The organism is Halalkaliarchaeum sp. AArc-CO (assembly GCF_024972735.1).
Lineage (GTDB): Archaea > Halobacteriota > Halobacteria > Halobacteriales > Haloferacaceae > Halalkaliarchaeum.
The window spans coordinates 524,737-545,084 of the sequence record NZ_CP087723.1; the positions used below are offsets into that span (position 1 = coordinate 524,737).

The 20,348-nt window shown below is 66.1% G+C and carries 15 protein-coding genes and 1 pseudogene; 4 read left to right on the forward strand and 12 right to left on the reverse strand.

The window, feature by feature from the left end:
* Nucleotides 1–43: 43 nt before the first annotated feature.
* From AArcCO_RS03305 to AArcCO_RS03350, 10 genes and pseudogenes are all read right to left on the reverse strand, one after another.
* Nucleotides 44–1,837, reverse strand: a complete 1,794-nt coding sequence (locus AArcCO_RS03305; protein ID WP_259535017.1) for a Na(+)/H(+) antiporter subunit D — start codon at nt 1,835–1,837, stop codon at nt 44–46.
* Nucleotides 1,834–3,708 carry a cation:proton antiporter gene (locus AArcCO_RS03310; protein ID WP_259535018.1) on the reverse strand — a complete coding sequence of 625 codons (1,875 nt, stop codon included), beginning with the start codon at nt 3,706–3,708 and terminating at the stop codon, nt 1,834–1,836. Before AArcCO_RS03310 ends, AArcCO_RS03305 begins: the two co-directional genes overlap by 4 nt.
* A complete protein-coding gene (locus AArcCO_RS03315; protein ID WP_259535019.1) occupies nt 3,708–5,300 on the reverse strand; it encodes a monovalent cation/H+ antiporter subunit D family protein in 1,593 nt (530 codons plus the stop codon). The genes AArcCO_RS03310 and AArcCO_RS03315 overlap by 1 nt, the downstream gene beginning before the upstream one ends.
* The gene (locus AArcCO_RS03320) at nt 5,293–5,673 is read right to left on the reverse strand and encodes a cation:proton antiporter subunit C (protein ID WP_259535020.1); all 381 of its coding nucleotides are present in this window, start codon (nt 5,671–5,673) and stop codon (nt 5,293–5,295) included. The genes AArcCO_RS03315 and AArcCO_RS03320 overlap by 8 nt, the downstream gene beginning before the upstream one ends.
* Before the next feature lie 62 nt (nt 5,674–5,735).
* Nucleotides 5,736–6,188 (reverse strand): annotated as a pseudogene (locus AArcCO_RS03325) (MnhB domain-containing protein); the annotation flags it as partial.
* Between the two features lie 17 nt (nt 6,189–6,205).
* The gene (locus AArcCO_RS03330) at nt 6,206–6,742 is read right to left on the reverse strand and encodes a DUF4040 domain-containing protein (protein WP_259535022.1); all 537 of its coding nucleotides are present in this window, start codon (nt 6,740–6,742) and stop codon (nt 6,206–6,208) included.
* Nucleotides 6,739–7,077 carry a monovalent cation/H(+) antiporter subunit G gene (gene mnhG / locus AArcCO_RS03335; RefSeq protein WP_259535023.1) on the reverse strand — a complete coding sequence of 113 codons (339 nt, stop codon included), beginning with the start codon at nt 7,075–7,077 and terminating at the stop codon, nt 6,739–6,741. Before mnhG ends, AArcCO_RS03330 begins: the two co-directional genes overlap by 4 nt.
* On the reverse strand, nt 7,074–7,379 hold the full coding sequence (locus AArcCO_RS03340) for a cation:proton antiporter (protein ID WP_259535024.1): 306 nt from the start codon (nt 7,377–7,379) through the stop codon (nt 7,074–7,076). Before AArcCO_RS03340 ends, mnhG begins: the two co-directional genes overlap by 4 nt.
* A complete protein-coding gene (locus AArcCO_RS03345) occupies nt 7,376–8,515 on the reverse strand; it encodes a monovalent cation/H+ antiporter subunit E (RefSeq protein WP_259535026.1) in 1,140 nt (379 codons plus the stop codon). The genes AArcCO_RS03340 and AArcCO_RS03345 overlap by 4 nt, the downstream gene beginning before the upstream one ends.
* A gap of 128 nt (nt 8,516–8,643) precedes the next feature.
* A complete protein-coding gene (locus AArcCO_RS03350; RefSeq protein WP_259535027.1) occupies nt 8,644–9,798 on the reverse strand; it encodes an acyl-CoA dehydrogenase family protein in 1,155 nt (384 codons plus the stop codon).
* 134 nt (nt 9,799–9,932) lie between these two features.
* On the opposite strand from AArcCO_RS03350, the gene AArcCO_RS03355 reads away from it, so the two are divergent.
* Nucleotides 9,933–10,736 carry a DUF7547 family protein gene (locus tag AArcCO_RS03355; protein WP_259535030.1) on the forward strand — a complete coding sequence of 268 codons (804 nt, stop codon included), beginning with the start codon at nt 9,933–9,935 and terminating at the stop codon, nt 10,734–10,736.
* Between the two features lie 21 nt (nt 10,737–10,757).
* Here AArcCO_RS03355 and gltB read toward each other — a convergent pair whose 3' ends face one another.
* Both gltB and AArcCO_RS03365 read right to left on the reverse strand, forming a co-directional pair.
* A complete protein-coding gene (gene gltB / locus AArcCO_RS03360) occupies nt 10,758–15,317 on the reverse strand; it encodes a glutamate synthase large subunit (RefSeq protein WP_259535031.1) in 4,560 nt (1,519 codons plus the stop codon).
* Nucleotides 15,318–15,452: 135 nt separating this feature from the next.
* Nucleotides 15,453–16,310: an eIF2B alpha/beta/delta subunit family protein gene (locus AArcCO_RS03365; protein WP_259535032.1), complete on the reverse strand. Its 858-nt coding sequence runs from the start codon at nt 16,308–16,310 to the stop codon at nt 15,453–15,455.
* A gap of 147 nt (nt 16,311–16,457) precedes the next feature.
* Between AArcCO_RS03365 and AArcCO_RS03370 the strand changes: the two genes are divergently transcribed.
* From AArcCO_RS03370 to AArcCO_RS03380, 3 genes are all read left to right on the forward strand, one after another.
* Entirely contained in the window at nt 16,458–18,008 is a 1,551-nt protein-coding gene (locus tag AArcCO_RS03370; protein ID WP_259535034.1) for an acyl-CoA carboxylase subunit beta, read from the forward strand.
* A gap of 10 nt (nt 18,009–18,018) precedes the next feature.
* Nucleotides 18,019–18,270: a DUF8022 family protein gene (locus AArcCO_RS03375; RefSeq protein WP_259535035.1), complete on the forward strand. Its 252-nt coding sequence runs from the start codon at nt 18,019–18,021 to the stop codon at nt 18,268–18,270.
* Between the two features lie 270 nt (nt 18,271–18,540).
* On the forward strand, nt 18,541–20,343 hold the full coding sequence (locus AArcCO_RS03380; RefSeq protein WP_259535036.1) for an acyl-CoA carboxylase subunit beta: 1,803 nt from the start codon (nt 18,541–18,543) through the stop codon (nt 20,341–20,343).
* Nucleotides 20,344–20,348: the final 5 nt, after the last annotated feature.

Genomic DNA, 20,348 nt, shown 5'->3' on the forward strand with positions numbered 1-20,348 from the left:
GGACGCACAGCCCCGGAATCTCCATTTTCGAACCGGTTGTAACTCACAACAGCAGCGCCGCCAGCGCCGCCGCCGTAAGCAGCGTGAGGAAGATCACGCTCCGGCCGATGTCGGCCCGCAGGTAGACGTCCTCGCCCTCGGAAATCCCGGCGACGCGCCGGACTGCCGCCTCCGGATGCGTGCCGACCTGCTTCAGCGTCGCAGCCGCGTCCATCACCAGTCGGTCGACGGCCGCCCACAGTTCGGTGACGCCCCAGACGAAGCCCCGGCCGGTGTAAAACACCGCCGGATTGATCACTCGCTCCATGTCCGGCAGGTGCGAGATCCGGGCGAGCGGCCCCTTCAGCGTGAAGAAGCCGACGAAGCCGGCCACGAGCAGCGCGAACCCTTCGATCAGGTGGCCCGTGCTGTACGGCGAGGTGTCCCAGGTCTCGGCGAACGGCAGCAGCTCGAACAGCGAGCCGTAGAAGATCCCGAAGTAGACACACAGGCCGGCGACTGCAACCATCCCGACTGTCTGGCCGACAGTCGAATCCTTCGGACGGATCTCCGGCGCGTTGTGGAAGAAGATGTACCAGCCGAGCTTGATGAAGGACATGAACGTGCCGACGCCGCCGACGATCAGCAGCCACCACAGCAGGTCCTCACCCAGGAACAGCGGTACGTTGCTCACCTCGTGGGCGGCGTCGATCACCATCCCTTTCGAAATAAAGCCAGTGAATCCGGGGACTGCGGTAATCGATGCGGCCCCGATCACGTAGACGACGAAGGTGACGGGCATCACCTTCCAGAGCCCGCCGAGCTTCCGGATGTCGTTGATCCCGGTCCGGTAGATCACGACGCCGACGGCCATGAACAGCAGGCTCTTGTACAGCACGTTGTTGAACGCGTGTGCCATCCCGCCGGCGACCGCGAAGTTGCCGAGATCGCCGCCGAGCGACGCGAGGCCGATTCCCGCGAGCATGTACCCAACCTGGGCCTGGATGTGATACGAGAGCAGCCGCCGGGGGTCGTACTGCAGCAGCGCGAAGAAGACCCCGTAGACGGCCATCGCACCGCCGAGATACGCAAGCCAGAGGCCGCCCTCCGGGAACGCCCGGTACATGGCGTAGACGGCGGTCTTGGTGGTGAACACCGACAGGAACACCGACGCCGCGACGTGGGGCCGCGGATAGGTGTCGGGCAGCCAGGTGTGCAGCCCGATGAACGCGCAGTTGACGCCGATCCCCAGCGCCGCCAAAAGCGTCGGCAGCGCCGCGACCGACGGCAGCGTCCCGAGGCTCCCCGCGATTCCGGTGCTGGCCTCGAAGAGGAACGACCCCACCCGGGCGTAATGGAGCGTCACCGCGCCCAGGAGGAGCGTGCCGCCGATCCCGTGGGCGATGGCGTAGCGGTAACCCGCCCGGACGGCCTCGCCGCCGTAGTGCCACACCAGAAGCGTCGACGTGACGGCCATCAGTTCCCAGAAGAACACCAGGGTGAGCCAGTCGCCGGCGAACACCATCCCCAGTGTACTGGAGACGTACGCGAGTGCAAAGCCTGTCTGGACGCGCGCGGCGTCGCTGCCCCACGAGTACGCGACGGCGGCAGCCGCGAGGAAGCCGATCACCACCCCGTACAGCCGCGTGAACTGGTCGACGAAGATCGGTACCGTTTCGAAGCCCAGGAACTGCACGGTCGCAGGGGTCGTCGCCGGCATCACGAGCGACTGTCCGAGCACGAACAGCGCGGCGAGCATTCCGACCGCGTGGCCGGCGTGACGCGGCAACACGACCGCAAGCACGGCGGCGATCGCGACCGGAAGGAACGGCGGGATCGCGGCGAGTAGCTCGTTCATGGCATCACCCCCGCGTTCTCGACGATGAGTTCGATGAGCCCGAGGAACACCATCCGGTAGGGGACGATCCCGAGCAGCACCGCACCCAGCGCGGCCGCCAGGATCGGCCCGAGCATGAACCAGGTCGTCTCACGACCCGCAAGCGCCTCGCGGGCCGAGAGCCGCCGCCAGCCGCCCGTCGGCGGGCCGCCGTGGTGGTGATCGTCGTGGTCCTCTGTGTCGTGGTGATCGTCGTGATCGATTCCACGTTCGTCGTGATCGTCTTCGAGGTGATCGCTCGGATACTGGTCGACGGCATAGTCGCCGGTGTCGACGGTTGGGGCGGGCTCCGAGTAGTCCCGGTCGCCCGGCGAGAAGTCCGGCTGGATCACGCCGTCGTCCCCTTCGGCGTCGGGAATGTCGACGTCGTCGTCCTCGGCGGTCCCCTCGCCGTCCTCCGGGGGACGGCCGCCGTCGGTCGCCGCCAGTAGGGAGCGACGCTCGCCGCCCATGGGGGCATCGACCAGCGGTTTTGCGTCGTGGTCGTCCTCCGCCTCGAAGAAGGCGGTGTAGACGACCGGCCAGAAGTAGACGACGTTGAGCACGCCGGAGACGAGCAGGGCGCCCGCAAGGTACAGGAACACCCCGCCGAGTTCCGCCGCGCCGATGAGCATGTAGTACTTCGAGACGAAGCCGGCCAAAAGCGGCATCCCCGCCATCCCCGCAGCCGTCACCGCGAAGGCTCCAAGCGTCACCGGCATCCGCTTCCCGATGCCGGCCATCTGGGAGATGTAATCCGTGTGGGTCTCGACGTGGATCGCCCCCGCACAGAAGAACAGGGTGAGTTTCATGAACGCGTGGGCGGGGATGTGCAACAGCGCGCCGATCAGCCCGTACCAGCCGAACAGCCCCAGCCCGAGCACGATGTACGACAGCTGTGACACCGTCGAGTAGGCGAGCCGCTGTTTGAGGTGGTCCTTCCGGATCGCGATCAGCGACGCCGCCGTCAGCGTGAACGCCGCCAGCACCGACAGCGCCAGTCCCATCCCGAGATCGAACGCAAGCTCCGGGCCGAAGACGTCCAGCGTCACGCGTGCGACGCCGAACGCGCCGGATTTGACGACCGCCACCGCGTGCAACAGCCCCGACACCGGAGTCGGCGCGACCATCGCCTCGGGAAGCCACTGGTGGAGCGGCATCAGGCCGGCCTTCACGCCGAACCCGACCGCCAGCAGCACGAACGTCAGCTTCGCGAGCCACGGATCGGCGGCGGCGACCTCCGCGAGCATCGGGATCCCGCCGGCGGTGAAGTCGGTCGTGCCGGTGAGCCAGAACGTCAGCACCGTCCCGGCGAGCACGAGTACGCCCCCGCCGAAGAACGTGTAGGCGATGTACTTCCGACCGGCCGACCGGGCGCGGTCGTCCTCGTCGTGGGCGACCAGCGGGTACGTCGCCACCGACAGCAGTTCGTAGAAGACGAAGATCGTCACGAGGTTCGACGCGAACGCGATCCCCATCGTCGCCGACAGCGAGACGGCGAACGAGGCGAAGTACCGCGTCTGTCCGTGTTCGTCGAGCCCGCGCATGTAGCCGATGCTGTACAGCGACGTGATGATCCACAGGCCGCTGGCGAGGAACGCGAACAGCATCCCCAGCGGATCCGCACGGAGCGCGAACTCGACGCCGGGGACGAACGTCCCGAACGACCAGACGAACGTCGTGCCCGCGAGGACGGCCGGCAGCATGCTCGCGACGATGCCGAACTTCGCGAGCGCCGTGAGCATCGTCGCACCCTCGCGGTAGTTCGGTCGGCGGTGCAGCGCCACGATGGCGGCCGTGCCGACGAGCGAGACCAGAACCGCAGCCAGTGGTCGGTAGTCGAATACCTCCATTACAGAACCCTCCCGACGAACGGGTCGATCAGCGACTCGAAGACGCTACTCCCGAAGCCGAGCGCGACAACCCCGACCGCGGCCAGGACGACAAGCAGGACCATCACGGCGGAGACGCCAGCGCGCCGGCTCACCGGGACCGGAACCGCCGGCGGGACGTGCTCGTCGTGTCCGCCCTCGGGGGCGGGATCCGAACCGTCCCCTTCGGCGTGGGAACCGCCGTCGGTCGCCGGCCTCCCCGACCCGATCGGGTCGACCCCGCCGAGGTGTTCGACGCCGGCCGGGGTGAAGTAGAACTTCTCGAGCAGCCGGGCGACGTACGCCAGGGTCAAAAGCGTCGACAGGAAGACGACGCCGGCAACGAGCCAGTGTCCCCCCTTGATCGCCCCCAGTGCGATGTACCACTTGCCGAGGAAGCCGATCGACGGCGGGATCCCCACGAGCGCAAGCCCCAGCACGGAGATCGCCCCGGCCGTGTACGGGGCCCTGGCGGAGAGGCCTGCGTACTCGCGAAGGGTCCGGACGCCGTAGGCCGCCGCGAGCACGCCGGCACCCATGAACAGCGCCCCCTTCATCAGGCCGTGGCCCACGAGGTGGATGATCGCCCCCGTGAGGGCGGTGTCGTTCGCGATCAGCACCGCAGCGGCGATCATCCCGAACTGGGCGACCGACGAGTACGCGAGCATCCGTTTGATCTCGGACTGGGAGACCGCAAGCACCGACCCTGCGAGAATGCTCACTGTCGCCAGGAACAACACGCCGTCGGTGATCGCGGGGTTGGCCGCGAGGAAGTCGACGGTGAACACCGTGTACACGACCCGGATCAAAGCGTAGGCGGCGACCGTCGACACCAGCGCCGAGATCAGCGCGCTCACGCTGTCTGGGGCGTGCTGGTAGGCGTCCGGCTGCCAGGTGTGGACCGGGAACAGCGCGATCTTGATCGCGAAACCCGCGACGATGAACCCGAACGCCGCCTGCACCAGCGTGTCGGTGTAGCCGACGTCGGCAAGCGCCGTCTGCAGGTCGATCATGTTCAGCGTCCCGGTCGCGAGGAAGGCGTAGCCGACGCCGATGAGGTACAGCGACGCGCCGACCGTCCCGATGAACAGGTACTTGAGCGCGGCGTAGGCGGCCTCGCCCGAACGGTCGGCTGCGACGAGCGCGTACGTCGTCAGCCCGACAATTTCTAGGAACACGAACATGTTGAACAGGTCGCCCGTCAGCGAGACGCCCATCAGGCCGCCGACCAGGAGGAGGTAGCCGCTGTAGAACGGGTTCCCCCGCGGGCCGGCGGTTCGGGCGTACAGCACGACCGCGAACGACACCAGCGCGACGAGGAGTACGACCAGCGTCGACAGTTCGTCGCCGACGAGTTCGATCCCGATCGGCCGAGGGAACCCGCCGAGTTCGTGGTACAGCGGACCGTCGGTGAACACCTCGCGGGCAGCACCGCCGGCGACGACGAGAACGACGAGCGTCGTTGCTGCAGCGACCGGCCAGCCGACGTTCTCGAACCGGAGGCCGAACGCGAGCGGGAGCACCGCGGCCAGGATCGGGATCGCGACCAGCAGTGGGAGCAACACGTCAGTCATCGTTCACCTCTCCGTTCTCGCGGACGATTTCCCTGAGTACGTCCATCCGGAGCGTTCCGAACTCCGAGTACACCCGAATGCTGAGCGCGAGCCCGACCGCGGTGAGGCTCACTCCCACGACGATGGCGGTGAGCACGATCACGTGCGGCAGCGGACTAACGTACGTCTCGGGTGCGCCGGCGGGGATCACCGGCGAGGTGCCGCCCTGGACGTACGCGGCGACGACGAAAAGCAGGAACACCGCCGTCTGGAACAGGTTCAGCCCGATCAGCTTCTTGACGATGTTCGGGCTCGCGATCATCATGTACAGTCCGATACAGACCAGCAGTACGAACGCAATGTAGGCGTGTCTCGTCGTGAGCAGTTCGATCATTCTGCCACCTCCTCGGAGTCGGCAGTTTCTTCGGGGAGTCGTCCCGCGTCGAGTGCGACCGCCGAAAAGCCCGCAGCGAGCGCAAAGAAGAGGCCGACGAGTACCGACGCGACGATCAGCGCGATTCCGCCGATCTCGACGGTTTCCATCCCCCACTTCGTCATCTCGTTGGGCGGAAGCGCTACGAGTGGTTCGAGGAGGGGGGCGAGCATCGGGTAATCGAGGAAGTTGCCGCCCAGGGCGACCGTGAGGACGCCGACGCCGCCGAAGATCACGACGCCGACAGCCGCGAGCCCGACGATGACCGCGTTTTCGAGCCACCGCCTCGTGGCCTCGATGCCGAACGCGAACGCGATCATGTAAACGACAGCCGCCATGATCGCGCCGCCCTGGAACCCCCCGCCGGGGGACCCGGCGCCGTGGAACGTCACGAACAGCCCGTAGGTGAACACGAACAGTGCGACCACGCGCACGGTCGACATGATCACCTGGCTCTCCGTATACGGCTGCTGTCTGACTTCGTCGAGGTCGGTCATGTGAACACCTCCCTGTTGAGGGCGATCAGAACCGCGATCCCGGCCGCGAACACGACGACCGCCTCGCCGAAGGTGTCGAACGCACGGTAGCCGGCGAGGACGGCCATTACGGCGTTTTCGACGCCGGTTTCGGGATACGCGTTCTGGATGTAGTAGCCAGTCACCTCGGGATTGGCCCACGCCGGTGCGTCGGGATCCCCAACCGGATAGATCGACGGGACTGTCGCGAGCATGAGCGCGCCGAGGAACCCGACGACGCCGACTGCCGGCCACGAAATCGGTTCGAAGGTTCGCTCGTGGTCCAGCCGGACCGTCTTCGCGATCGTCAAAAGCAGCAGAATCGTCGTCACGCCCGCACCGATCGCCGCCTCGGTGAGCGCGACGTCGGGCGCGCGGTAGAACGTGTACAGCACCGCCATTCCGAGGCTGTAGGCGCCGAACACGACGATCGACGCCAGCACGTCGCGGAACAACGCCGTCGCGATCGCCGTCGCGATCACGAACACGATCAGGGTGGCTTCGATCGGCGTCACGGCTGTTCACCCCCCTCCTCGTCGAGTTCGGTCCACGGTTCGATCCCTTCCTCGAAGGCGGCACGGGCGATCGCGTGTGCCGCCGTCGGATTGGTCAGGAAGATGAAAAACAAAAGGAAGACGGTTTTCACCGTGGTCGGCTCCCAGCCGAGTGTGATCGCGACGGCCGCGAGCGCAAAGCCCGCCCCGAGCGTGTCGGCCTGAGAGGCCGTGTGGGCGCGGGCGTACACGTCGGGCAGCCGGATCACGCCGGTCGCGGACACGAGGGTGAAAAACAGCCCCGTGATTGCGAGTAGGAGGACGAGCACCACGCGAACCAGCTCGAGGTCGCTCATATGACTCCCCCCTGTTCGACGGTGAACTTCGAGATCGCGACCGACATCAGGAAGTTCAACAGCGCGTACACCAGCGCGATGTCCAGGAACCACGGCTCGTTGAGCGCCGCACCCAGAAGTGCGAGGATGACGACGGTGTTGGTTCCGAGGACGTTCACCGCAAGCACCCGGTCCTGGATCGTCGGACCGTCGATCGCGCGGTACAGCATCGCGATCGCGAGCGCAACGAACAGCGCCGCGATCGCGATCAGTATTTCACCGAGCGAGAAGCCGGCCACGACGGTGGTCTCGACGAAACTCATTCGTCGTTCACCTCCCGTTCTTCGTCGGAGCCGTCGTCGTCGGGATCGGCGTCCGGAGGCCCGTCCTCGATAACTGCGTCGGCTTCAGGTCCCTGGAGGATCTCCGTGTCGCCTCGCTCTTCCGGGCTCGCGATCCGTGCGGCCTCCCGACCGTAGAAGACGAACCGGACCCACCGCTCCAGCGAGCCGGCGAACAGCCCGTCCCGGGCCGACGGCACCAGCGAGTGAACGTAGAGGTCCTGATCCCGTGCCCGCACGGTGAGCGTTCCGGGCGTCAGCGTGATGCTGTTCGCGAGCGTCGTGAGCTGGACGCCCGGACCAACGTACACCCGCACCCGGGTGAGTCGCGGTTTGATCGGCATCGACGGACGGAGGATCACCGACGCGATGATCAGGTTGGACTTGACGATCTCGACGAACAGGTACGGGACGTAGACGGCCAGCCGGAGCAGGCGGAGCGGTGTCTCCGGGAACGAGGGGTCGCGATCGATCGTAATCGTCGAGAGCACTCCCGCGACGATCGCGGCGCTGACCGCACCGGTAACGACGTCGAACAGTCCGGAAAATCCGCCCAAAACGAGATAAAACAGATAGGAAACGCCGAACACGAACAGGAACCGTCCGGCAGAAAGCTCGCGGGCGAGCCGCTGTCGCCTGGAGGGCCGCTCGACCGGGGCCTCCTCGACGGTCAATCCGCGCGCTTCGAGTTCGAAATCCAGTGGTTGATGCAGCGTCGACCGCCCGACGAGACTGTATTCTGGATCCATCAGAACTGTCTCGATCCCGTGTTCGTCGGTGTATTCGAAGAGCAGTTCCGCGTAGTCGTCCGCTCCGAAGAGGTACTCTCCGTGTCCGAGGACCGCCGTGTGGACCGTTTCGTCCGTGATCGTCCCCTCGTAGCCCGCCTCCTCTGCGTCGTATCGACACCACACCTCGATCCGGTCGAGGAGATCCGTCGCCTCCGCGTATCGCCCGGACGATCCGGGGTCGTCGTCCCGCCAGGTCGCGAGATAGACGAAGTGGAGTTCGGGCTCGCCGTCCGCGGCGGCGATCTGCTCGACTGCGTGCGCGACTGTTTTGCGAACCGTTGCGGTGTTCTTCACCGGTACCAGTAGCCGTCCACGCTCAGCCGGCACCGAACCACCTCCTGTCGGGTTCGTCCGCGAGTCTCATCACCAACAAGGTCCGACTACCCGCTCAAAACTCTACTTATCTCGACCGAGGAGAGGGACCGGTCGTCTCCGAGATTGGACTGCTCTCAGGTTCAAAAGCCCTTGCCGAGCAGTTCCCGTGCGATGATGTTCTTCTGGATCTCGCTGGTCCCTTCGTAGATCTGGGTGATCTTCGCGTCGCGGAAGAGTCGCTCTACGTCGTGGTCGTTGACGTACCCCGCGCCGCCGTGGATCTGCACCGCCTCGTCGGTGACGTCGCGGGCTACCCTCGAGGCGAATTCCTTGGCCATCGACGCCAGCATCGTGAGGTCGTCGCCGCCGTTGTCGACGCTCCAGGCCGACTTGTACGTCAGCTGCCGGGCGGCCTCCGTGCGGGTGTGCATGTCGGCGAGTTTGTGCTGGATCGACTGGAACTCGCTGATCGACCGGCCGAACTGCTCGCGCTCCTGTGCGTACTCCAGGGCGCGCTCGGCGGCGCCTTTCGCGATCCCGACGCCCTGGGCGGCGACGGCGGTCCGCGTCTCGTCGAAGAACTGCATCAGCTGCAGGAACCCCATCCCGCGGGTTCCGATGAGGTTCTCCTCGGGGACGCGGACGTCGTCGAAGATCAGCTCGGCGGTGTCGCTGGCACGGATTCCCAGCTTTCCGGTGATCTTGTCAGCGGAGAAGCCGTCACGGTCCGCCTCGACGAGGATCTGGGAGTACCCCGAATAGCGGTCTTCGACCTCGGGATCCGTCTCGCACACCACCACGAAGTAGTCGGCGACGGTCCCGTTGGTGATCCACATCTTGTTCCCGTTTATCACCCACTCGTCGCCGTCCTTTTCCGCCCGGGTGCTGATCGAGGTGACGTCCGATCCCGCCTGCGGCTCGCTGATCGCCGATCCCATCACGGCCTCGCCCTCCGCGAGCGGCGGGAGAACCTCCTGTTTCTGTTCTTCGGTGCCGAACTCCATGATCGCCTCGGCGCCGAACCCGGCGCTGGTGATGCACAGTCCGATCCCGGGATCTGCAGCGAACAACTCCTCGGTCAGGATGCACATTTCGACCGACGAGTACCCAACCCCCCCGTAGTCGATCGGGATGTGCGGCGCGAGAAGGCCCATTTCGGCGGCTTTGTCCATCACCTCGTGGGGATACTCCTCGTTGACGTCGTACTCGGTCGCGACCGGCCGGATCTCGTTTTCCGCGAACCGTCGCACTTCCTCGCGGAGTGCCCTTTGCTCGTCGGTTAGTTCGAAGTCCATACTCGAGTATGCACACCGCGGTATGATACACGTTTCCAAACATCAGTAAACAAATTTAGAGTTCACAGCACGTTCGAACGTCCACCATGGCCCACAGGAGCGGAGCTTTTCAGCCCCCGGTACCAAGGGCAGATATGTCCGCCCGCGACGACGAGGAACTCCGCGAGCTGCTCGGGGAGCTGGAGTCGACCCTGGAGGAGCTCAGAACCCAACTGCGAGCCGAGGGGCGGAGTCGAGGGTTGCCGCGACCACCGACCCCGGGAGAACTCCTTCGGTTCACCGACCGGTACACGATTCCGACCGTGATCGCGATGCTCGAGGCGACGATCCGGTCGCTGGAGCTGTTGCAGGCGGTTCTCAGACTCGCGGACCCGAACCGCTCCGGGATCGAGGCCGCCGGGGCCGGCCACGAGACACGGGACCGGCTGTCCGGCGCCAGAACCGAAGCGTCGAACCAGCTCTCTTCGGCGCTTTCACAGCTGCGAACCGCGCTGTCGGAGGCGAACGAAAACCTGCCCGACGAGCCCGAGGCGCGGTCGGTGATCGAGGACGCGAGGGAACTGAGCCGCGAAATCGAACGGAAACTCGATGGAGAAGAGCAGCGGGAGGGGACCGGTGCAGGGCGAGACAGTGGCGCGAGCGGCCCAGAGACGAACGATACGAGCCCCTCGGGAGCGGTCACGATCGACGTGACCGGGGAGTCCGATGAGAGATCCGACTCGGCGGATGCACAAAACGAGGAAACCGAGCCGGACGAGCTCGAGGGACCGGACGGGGACGAAGAGTCTAACGGAGATGAAGAGCCGGAAGTCGACGTCGACGCGGAACTCGAATCGATCAAACGCGAACTCGGTGACGGAGAGAGCCGAAACTCGGACTCGGATCAGTCTTCGGATGCAGACGGAGAGGATCCGGACGATACCCCCGCCGACAACTAACCTCCAGCGCGTGTCATCCCGCTACCGGACGGTCGTGGCGTCGTCGGGCGCTGGAACGGCGTCGGAGTCGGTGCTGGCACCGACGGCTGCGCTCGGCGGGAGCTCCTCGCGGACGTCGGCGCGGCCCTCCTGTTCGATCACGCTGGCGTAGGCGTCGGGGAAGACACGGACGAAGTCGTCGACGACGCCCGGCCACGAGTCGAGCAGTTCGTCGGCCCTGGCAGATCCCGTCAGGGCAGCGTGGTTCTCGACCAGTCGCCTGATCATCCGTTCGTCGCGTTTCGACAGCTCCCGGGAGAGGCTCACCATGCCGGTGTTGACCGTCCGTTCGAACGTTCCCTCGGGATCGTACACGTACGCGACGCCGCCAGACATCCCGGCGGCGAAGTTCCGTCCCGTCTCGCCGAGCACGACCACGACGCCGCCGGTCATGTACTCACAGCCGTGGTCGCCCAGCCTCTCCACGACCGCCTTCGCTCCGGAGTTTCTCACGCCGAACCGCTCGCCTGCGGCGCCGTTGACGTAACACTCCCCATCAGTCGCGCCGTAGAGGGCGACGTTGCCGACGACCACGTTTTCGGCGGGATCGTACGCGGCCTCGGTTGGGGTCTCGACGACGACCCGTCCGCCGGAGAGTCCCTTCCCGAGGTAGTCGTTGGCCGCCCCCTCGAGTTCGAAGGCGACGCCGGAGGCCAGGAAGGCACCGAAGCTCTGTCCGGCGACCCCCGAGAAGTCGACGGAGATCGTCTCCGGCGGGAGCCCGGACGCCCCGTGAGCGGCCGACACCCGGTTCGACAGGGTCGCACCGACTGCCCGATCGACATTGGAAATCTCCGCCGAGAGCGACACCGACTCCCCGTCGTCGATGGCCGCGTCGGCGGCGTCGATGAGTTTCCAGTCGAGCTGGTCGTCGATGTCGACGTGGGACTGTGGCCGGGTTTTGGTCCGCCGGTCGCCCGCCTGTTCGGCGACGACCGATGAAAGGTCAAGCGCCTTCGCTCGCGGGTGGTCAGTCTCCCGCTGGACGAGCAGTGACGGCCGGCCGATCATCCCTTCCAGCGACCTGAAGCCGAGCTCGGCCATGATCTCCCGCAGTTCGCGGGCGATGAACGTCATGTAGTTGATGACGTGGTCGGGCTGTCCCGGGAAACGATTGCGCAGTTCTTCACGCTGAGTCGCGACGCCGACCGGACAGGTGTTTTCGTGACACTGACGGGCCATCACGCAGCCGGAGGTGACAAGCGAGGCGGTGCCGAAGACGTACTCCTCGGCACCCAACAGTGCTGCCACGGCGACGTCGCGCCCCGTCTGGAGGCCGCCGTCGGTCGACACCCTGATCCGGTCGCGGAGTCCGGTTGTCCGCAACATCTGGGTGGTCTCTGCGAGCCCGAGCTCCCAGGGTACGCCGGCGTTTTTGATGCTCGTCTTCGGCGAGGCGCCGGTGCCTCCCGAGTGGCCGGAGACGTGGACGACGTCGGCGTTCGCCTTCGCGACGCCGGCGGCGATCGTTCCGATCCCCGCCTCCGCGACGAGCTTCACGTTGACGTCGGCCTCCGGGTTCGCGGCCTTCAGGTCGTGGATCAGCTGTTTGAGGTCCTCGATGGAGTAGATATCGTGCTGGGGCGGCGGGGAGATGAGCCCGACGCCGGGGGTCGAGTGACGGACGTGGGCGATCATCTCGTTTACCTTCTTGCCGGGGAGATGGCCCCCTTCCCCGGGTTTGGATCCCTGGGCCATCTTGATCTGGAGCTCGTCGGCCGACTGGAGATACCGGCTGGTGACACCGAACCGTCCCGAGGCCACCTGCTTTACGTTGCACTCTTTTTCCGTGTCGAAGCGTTCGGGAGGCTCCCCACCCTCCCCGGTGTTGGATTTCCCGCCGATCCGGTTCATCGCAATCGAGTTGTTCTCGTGGGCTTCCGGCGAGAGGCTCCCGAGGCTCATCGCGGCCGTCGAGAAGCGCTGGACGATCTCTTCGACCGGCTCGACTTCCTCGAGCGGAACCGGAGACCTGTCGGAGTCGAACTCGAGGAGCCCCCGCAGCGTGTGGAGGGTTTCGGTTTCGTCGTTGACGAGATTCGCGAACTCCTGGTAGGTCTCGTAGTCCCCCGACCGGACCGCCTGCTGGAGCGTGCCGACGGTCTGTGGGTTCCAGCTGTGATGGAGCCCCGACGAGCGGTTCTCGTACTCCCCGTGGGTCTCGAGTTCGGGATCGCTGCCGAAGCCGACCGCGTGTCGCTTCCGGACGTCGAGTTCGATCCGCGCGAGATCGATCCCCTCGGTCCGGATCTCGGTTCCTTCGAAGTACTCCGCGACGAGCCCGGAGTCGAGTCCGACCGCCTCGAAGATCTGGGCGCCCTGGTAGGATTCGACCGTCGAGATCCCCATCTTGGCCATCGTCTTGAGCAGTCCGTCCTCCAGCGCCGTCCGGTAGGCGGCGACCGCCTCGTCGGGATCTGCGCCGTCGGGGCCAGCGACGAGGTCCTCGATCGATCGGTACGCGAGGTAGGGGTTGACTGCGCCGGCGCCGTAGCCGACGAGCGTTGCGAGGTGGTGAACCTCGCGGGGGTCCCCGGACTCGACGACCAGCCCGGCGTGGTTGCGTAGTCCCTCCCGGACGAGGTCGTGATGGACCGCACCCGTCGCGAGGAGGCTCGGGATCGGGAGCCGCTCGGGGCCGATCTCGCGGTCGGACAGCACCAGCAGGTCGGCGCCGGATTCGATCGCCTCGCGGGCGTCCGCCCGGGCCCGCTCGATCGCGTCCTCGAGGCCCTCTTCGGGGGCGAACGTGACGTCGATCACGGCGGAGTCGAACCGGTCGTCGTCGCCCTCGCCGAACCGCGTTATCGCCGCCGTCTCGGCGTCGGTGAGCACCGGCGTCTCGCAGACGAGCTGGCGGGCGTGTTCCGGCGACTCCGAAAGCAGGTTGCGCTGGTGGCCCAGACGCGACTCGAGTGAGGTGATCAGCTCCTCCCTGATGTAGTCGATCGGCGGGTTCGACACCTGCGCGAACAGCTGCTTGAAGTACGTGAAAAGCGGGCGGTCGAACTCCGACAGCACGGAAAGCGGAGTGTCGTCCCCCATCGATCCGACCGGATCCTTCCCGTCGCGGGCCATCGGCTCGAGCAAGTGATCGAGCTGGTCGGTCGTGTAGCCGAACGCGGTCTGGTGGGCGCGGAGCGATTCGACGGGGGAATCACCGTTCGCTCCCCGGTTCGTCCCGGTGGTGACCTCCTCGAGGGTCTGCTGTTCTCCGTCGACCCACCTGCCGTACTTCTCGTCGACGAGGTCTTCGAACACTTCGTCGTCCGGGATCACCCGGCCTTCCTCGGGATCTGCGACGAACAGCTGTCCCGGTTGGAGTCGACCACGGGTTTCGATTTCGGCGGGGTCGGTCTCGAGTGCGCCGGCCTCGCTGGCCATCACGAGCCGGTTGTCGGTCGTGACGTCGTACCGGCACGGTCGGAGCCCGTTGCGATCGAGCACGCCGGCGACCCGCTCGCCGTCGAAGCCGACCACGAGCGCCGGGCCGTCCCACGGTTCCACGAGCGAGGCGTGGAAGTCGTACCAGCTCTTGCGGTCCTCGTCCATCAGCGAGTCTCCGCGGAACGCCTCGGGAACGAGCATCCGCAAGGCGTGCGGGAGCTCGCGACCCCCCTGCAGTAACAGCTCCAGGGCGTTGTCGACGGAGGCGGTGTCGGACTGTTCGGGGTCGTCGATCACCGGCCGGATCGTGTCGAGATGTTCGCTCAGCTTTGGGTGTTCCAGATCCGTCTCGCGGGCCCGCATCCAGTTTATGTTTCCCCGGATCGTGTTGAACTCGCCGTTGTGGATGATTGTCCGGTACGGATGCGCGAGGTGCCACGCTCCCAGCGTGTTCGTCGAGAACCGCGCGTGGACGAGGACGACACCGCTTTCGACGCGTTCGTCCCTGAGGTCGGGGTAGTAGCTCGACAGCTGCGTCCCTTTCAGCAGTCCTTTATAAACTACCCGGCGACGATCGAGCGACGGCACGTGGAACCGTTCGGCGCCGTCGACGTCGGCCGCCCGAGACTCGATCGCTTTCCGTGCGACGTACAGCGATCGATCAAAGGCGTCGATGGCGACATCGCTTTCGGCCGGGACACAGAACGCCTGCCAGACGTCGGGTTCCGACTCGCGAGCCGTGGCACCCAGGTCCGCGCTGTCGGTCGGCACGTCCCGCCAGGCGAGGACCTCGATGTCGTACTCCGCAAGCGCGTCCTCGACGAGCTCCTGGAGCCGCCGACGAACTGTCGGATCCTGTGGCATGAAAAAGCTGCCGACGCCGTACTCTTCGGGCAGGTCGGCGTCGACTATCGCCCTGAAAAATCGGTCGGGTCGCTGGAACATGATCCCGGCGCCGTCGCCGGTGTTCGGCTCCGCGCCGGTTGTCCCGCGATGTTCGAGGTTCGCGAGCAGTTCCAGCGCGTCCGAGACGTTGTCGTGGTCGACGCCGCCGTCGAGGTCGACGATCACGCCGACGCCGCAGTTCGACCGGTCGTCGTCGGGCGCGGCGAGCCCCGCCCGCGAGCCGGGTGTGTCACTACGTGGCTCGGTCATACACCGGCCTCTGGAACCGTCCTATAAAGGGTCTCTCATAAATGAAATAGGGGCACTAACCCACACATTAGGTAATATAAGGTCATTGTTCTTCCTTATCCGACATGGATGTTCATGGGGGCACCCGACGCGGGGCTACAGCTCCGACGGTTCGAACGTCCCTTCGTCGGTGATCACCCGATCGACGAGAGACAGCGGGGTGGCGTCGTAGGTCGGGTTTTCGATCCTCACGCCCTCGACGGGTTCGAGCATCACCTCGCTTCCGGGCCGGAACTCGTTTTCGAAGACGAACTCCTCGCCGACGACTTTGGCCCCCGAGCCGACGACGACCACCGGCACGTCGAGCTGGCGTGCGGTCGCCGCGATCGGGAACGTTCCCACGCGGTTGTAGTAGGTGTCGTCGGCGATGCAGGTCATGCCCAGCACCACGCGGTCACAGTTCCGGAGGAGGTGGCCCATCGCGGAGTCGACCGCGAGCGTCGGTTCGACGCGGTCGATTCCCGCGAGCGTCCGTGCGGTTTTCCGGCCGAGGTACCGCGGACGCGCCTCGGTGACGTACGCCTCGAGGTGGCGACCGGAGGCAGCCGCGGCCTCGACGGCCTCCAGGACGGTCGTCGAGAAGTCGTGTGTGAGGATCGTCTCGCCGTTCGCGAACGTGTCGGCGGCGTTCTCTGCCGCCCTGCGTTTGCCGGATTCGACGTCGTCGATCACGCGATCGATCGTCTTCCGGAGCAGTTCCTTCGCCGACGTCACGTCGTCGGCGTTCCCGACGACCGCGTCCTCCAGCTCCCGGACGGCGTTGTGGAGGGTTGCGTGTGAGGGGTTTGCCCGGCGGAGCACCCCGGCGTTCTGTTCGACGTCACGTTCGAAGGGGGTAAGCGACGTGTACTCCCGATCGAGCAGCTCCTCGAACGCCCGGGCCGCTTTGACCGCGACCGTCGAGGAGCTGTGTGTGCGCATCTCCTCGATCTCGGCGACCGTCTCGTCGATCATGTCCGACCGGTCGCTCGCTGGAGATGAATAGCTTGTGGGCTCACGCCACTAGACCGGACTGCGCTCCGGCTCGTCCGTTCGTTCGGTCCCGGAATTCTTATCCCCCGCCTCACTGACCGTTGGGGCAATGAGGCGGAGTGATCCCGGATGACGACCGACGACCGCATCGAGGAGCTCCGTCGCCGACGCGAAAACGCGGAGAAAGGCGGCGGAAAAGCGCGGATCGAGGCCCAGCACGATCGGGGGAAGATGACCGCCAGGGAGCGGATCGACTACTTCCTCGACGACGGGACGTTCCACGAGTTCGATCAGTTCCGGACTCACCGGACCCACAAGTTCGGGATGGAGGAAAAGCAGATCCCGGGCGACGGCGTCGTCACCGGCTACGGCGAGGTCAACGGGCGGACTGTGTTCGTGTTCGCCCACGACTTCACAGTTTTCGGCGGGTCCCTGGGGGAAGTGTTCGCCGAGAAGGTCTGCAAGGTGATGGACAAGGCGATGGACGTGGGCGCGCCGGTGGTCGGGCTCAACGACTCGGCCGGCGCACGCATCCAGGAGGGCGTGGCCTCGCTTGCGGGCTATGCGGAGATTTTCCGGCGCAACACCGAGGCCTCGGGTGTGGTGCCCCAGATCTCGGCGATCATGGGGCCGTGTGCCGGCGGAGCGGTGTACTCGCCGGCGATCACGGACTTCACGTTCATGGTGAAAGACACCAGCCACATGTTCATCACCGGCCCGGACGTGATCGAGACGGTGACCGGAGAGCAGGTTTCCTTCGAGGAACTGGGCGGTGCGGTCACCCACTCCTCGACGTCTGGGGTTGCCCACTTCGCGGCCGACTCGGAGGAGGACGCGCTCGACGACATCGCCCGGTTGCTGTCGTATCTGCCCCAGAACAACGTCGAGGACCCGCCACGCGTGGAGCCGTGGGACGATCCCGAACGCACTCCCGAGGAGCTGTCGGAGCTGGTGCCGAACGAGCCCCGGAAGCCGTACGACATGGTCGCGGTGATCGAGGCGGTCGTCGACGAGGGGTCGTTTTTCGAGGTCCACGAGAACTTCGCGAAGAACATCGTCGTCGGCTTCGCGCGCCTCGACGGCTACAGCGTCGGCGTGGTCGCAAACCAGCCCCGGGTCAACGCCGGCACGCTCGACATCGAGGCGTCCCAGAAGGGCGCGCGGTTCGTCCGCTTTTGTGACGCGTTCAACATCCCAATCGTCACCTTCGAGGACGTCCCCGGATTCATGCCGGGCACCGACCAGGAGCACAACGGGATCATCCGCCACGGCGCGAAGCTGCTGTACGCATTCTCGGAGGCGACGGTGCCACTGTTGACGGTCATCACCCGGAAGGCGTACGGCGGGGCCTACTGCGTGATGTCCTCGAAACACATCGGCGGCGACGTCAACTACGCGTGGCCCACCGCCGAGATCGCGGTCATGGGGCCGAAGGGTGCTGTCAACATCCTCTACTCGGACGAGCTCGAGGCCGCAAGCGACACCGAGGCCCGGCGCGAGGAGCTCATCGAGGAGTATCGCGAGGAGTTCGCCAACCCGTACACTGCGGCGGATCGCGGCTTCGTCGACGACGTGATCGAGCCGCCGGACACGCGCAAACGGCTCGTCGACGACCTGGAGATGCTGCTGTCCAAGCGGGAGAGCCTCCCGGAAAAGAAACACGGCAACATCCCGATCTGAGGCAGCGACGATGCAACTTCACATCCCCGAGGACGCGTCCGACGAGGAGGCGGCGGCCATCGCCGCGGCGATCGGTGCCCACCTGCGGGATCGGGCCGCAGCCGCAGCCGACGCCGGGGCCGAGCCGAACTGGGACGGCAAGCGATGGGCGTTCGCAGGTCGCCTCGAGGGGCTCGGAACGCGCGGCGCTCGCGATTTCCGACTTCGCGACGGGACGCCGACTGATCCCTGGACTGCCAGCGGGCGTCGGAACCGGTTTTAAAAGCCTCGGGTCACTCCGCCCGAGGCTGTTTCCCCCGACGTTTTACAGGCTGTCGAGGAGAATGCCCCGGGGCTTGACCCCGGGGCGATTCACCTGCTACTTTTCAGAATAATTTCACGATAGCGAGGTTCGAGCGAATGCGAGAACCTCGGAGACCCGTGAGCGAGCGAAGCGAGCCGTGAGCGAGCAGAGCGAGGTTCGAGCGAAGAGAGACCTCATAACAACGGTGGGGGCGAAAAGAATTTGCGACCGCCGGAAGGAGTGACCGTCATGAAAGTACACGTCGGGTCGGGTGCGACGGACGAGGAGGCGGAAGCGATCGCCGCCGCCCTCTCGGAGCATCTCGCCGTCGAGATCGAAGTCCACGTCGGTGACGAGGGAGCACCAACGGCCACGGCGACCCCACCGGAAACGGAGTACCCTCTCGAGGACGACCTCGGTCCGACAGAGCGGGAGGCCGCCCTGCGCGAGGAGATCGAAGACATCCTCGAGGGCGGCCCGGAGAAGTACCGGGACCGACTCCCCGAACAGGGCAAACTGTTCGTCCGCGATCGGCTGGAACTGTGGTTCGGCGAGGAGGACAGACCAGTCGACCCCGACCCCGGCCAGGGGGGTGACGGCGAGGCGCCGACCGGCCTGCGGTTCGAGGACGGCAAGTTCGCGCACTTCGACGCGTGGCATCCGAACAGCCCGGAGGTCGAGGAGTACGAGGAGGGGAACAGAGTCCCCGCAGACGGGCTCATCACCGGTGCGGCGACGTTCGAGGGGCGGGACCTCCACTTCATGGCCAACGACTTCACCGTCAAGGCCGGTTCGATGGCAGCCCACGGCGTCGAGAAGTTCCTCCGGATGCAACAGCGGGCGCTCAAGACCGGCAAACCCGTGCTGTATCTGATGGACTCCTCGGGCGGGCGGATCGACCAACAGACCGGCTTTTTCGCCAACCGCGAGGGCATCGGGAAATACTACTACAACCACTCGATGCTCTCCGGCCGGGTCCCCCAGATCTGCGTGCTGTACGGCCCCTGTATCGCGGGAGCCGCTTACACACCCGTGTTCGCCGACTTCACGATCATGGTCGAGGGGATGTCCGCGATGGCGATCGCCTCCCCGCGGATGGTGAAGATGGTGACCGGCGAGGAGATCGACCTCGAGGAGCTGGGCGGCCCCGCGGTCCACGCCCGCCACTCCGGTTCGGCGGACCTCATCGCCCGCGACGAGGCCCACGCCCGACAACTGGTCGCGGAACTCATTTCCTATCTCCCCGACAAGGCCGGCGACGCGCCGCCGCGATCGGAGCCGAAGCCGCCACGATACAGTCCCGACGGCATCGACGAACTGGTTCCGGAAGAGCCCAACCGGCCGTACGACGTCCACGATCTGATCGAGCGGGTTGTCGACGCCGAATCCGTCCTGGAGCTGCGGCCCGACTACGGCACCGAGATCGTCACCGCCCTCGCCAGGATCGACGGCCGCCCGGTCGGGGTCGTCGCAAACCAGCCCACCCAGCGCTCGGGGGCGATCTTCCCCGACTCCGCGAGCAAGGCCGCGGAGTTCATCTGGACGTGTGACGCCTACGAGATCCCCCTGCTGTACCTGTGTGACACGCCGGGATTCATGGCCGGCTCGCAGGTGGAAAAGGACGGGATCCTCGAGGAGGGCAAGAAGTTCATCTACGCCACGTCCGCGGCGTCGGTTCCCCAGCAGACCGTGATCGTCCGGAAGGCGTACGGTGCGGGGATCTACGCAATGGGCGGACCGGCGTACGACCCCGAGAGCGTGATCGGCCTCCCGTCGGGCGAGATCGCCATCATGGGGCCCGAGGCAGCGATCAACGCGGTGTACGCCCGGAAGCTCGGGGAGATCGACGACCCGGAGGAACGCGAGCGCCGCGAACGGGAGCTCAGAGCGGAGTACCGGGAGGACATCGACGTCCATCGGATGGCCAGCGAGGTCGTCATCGACGAGATCGTCTCTCCCTCGGCGCTCAGGGACGAACTCGTCGCCCGGTTCGACTTCTATGCGGACCTCGAGAAAGGCGTCCCGGACAAGAAACACGGGACGATCCTTTGAGTGCA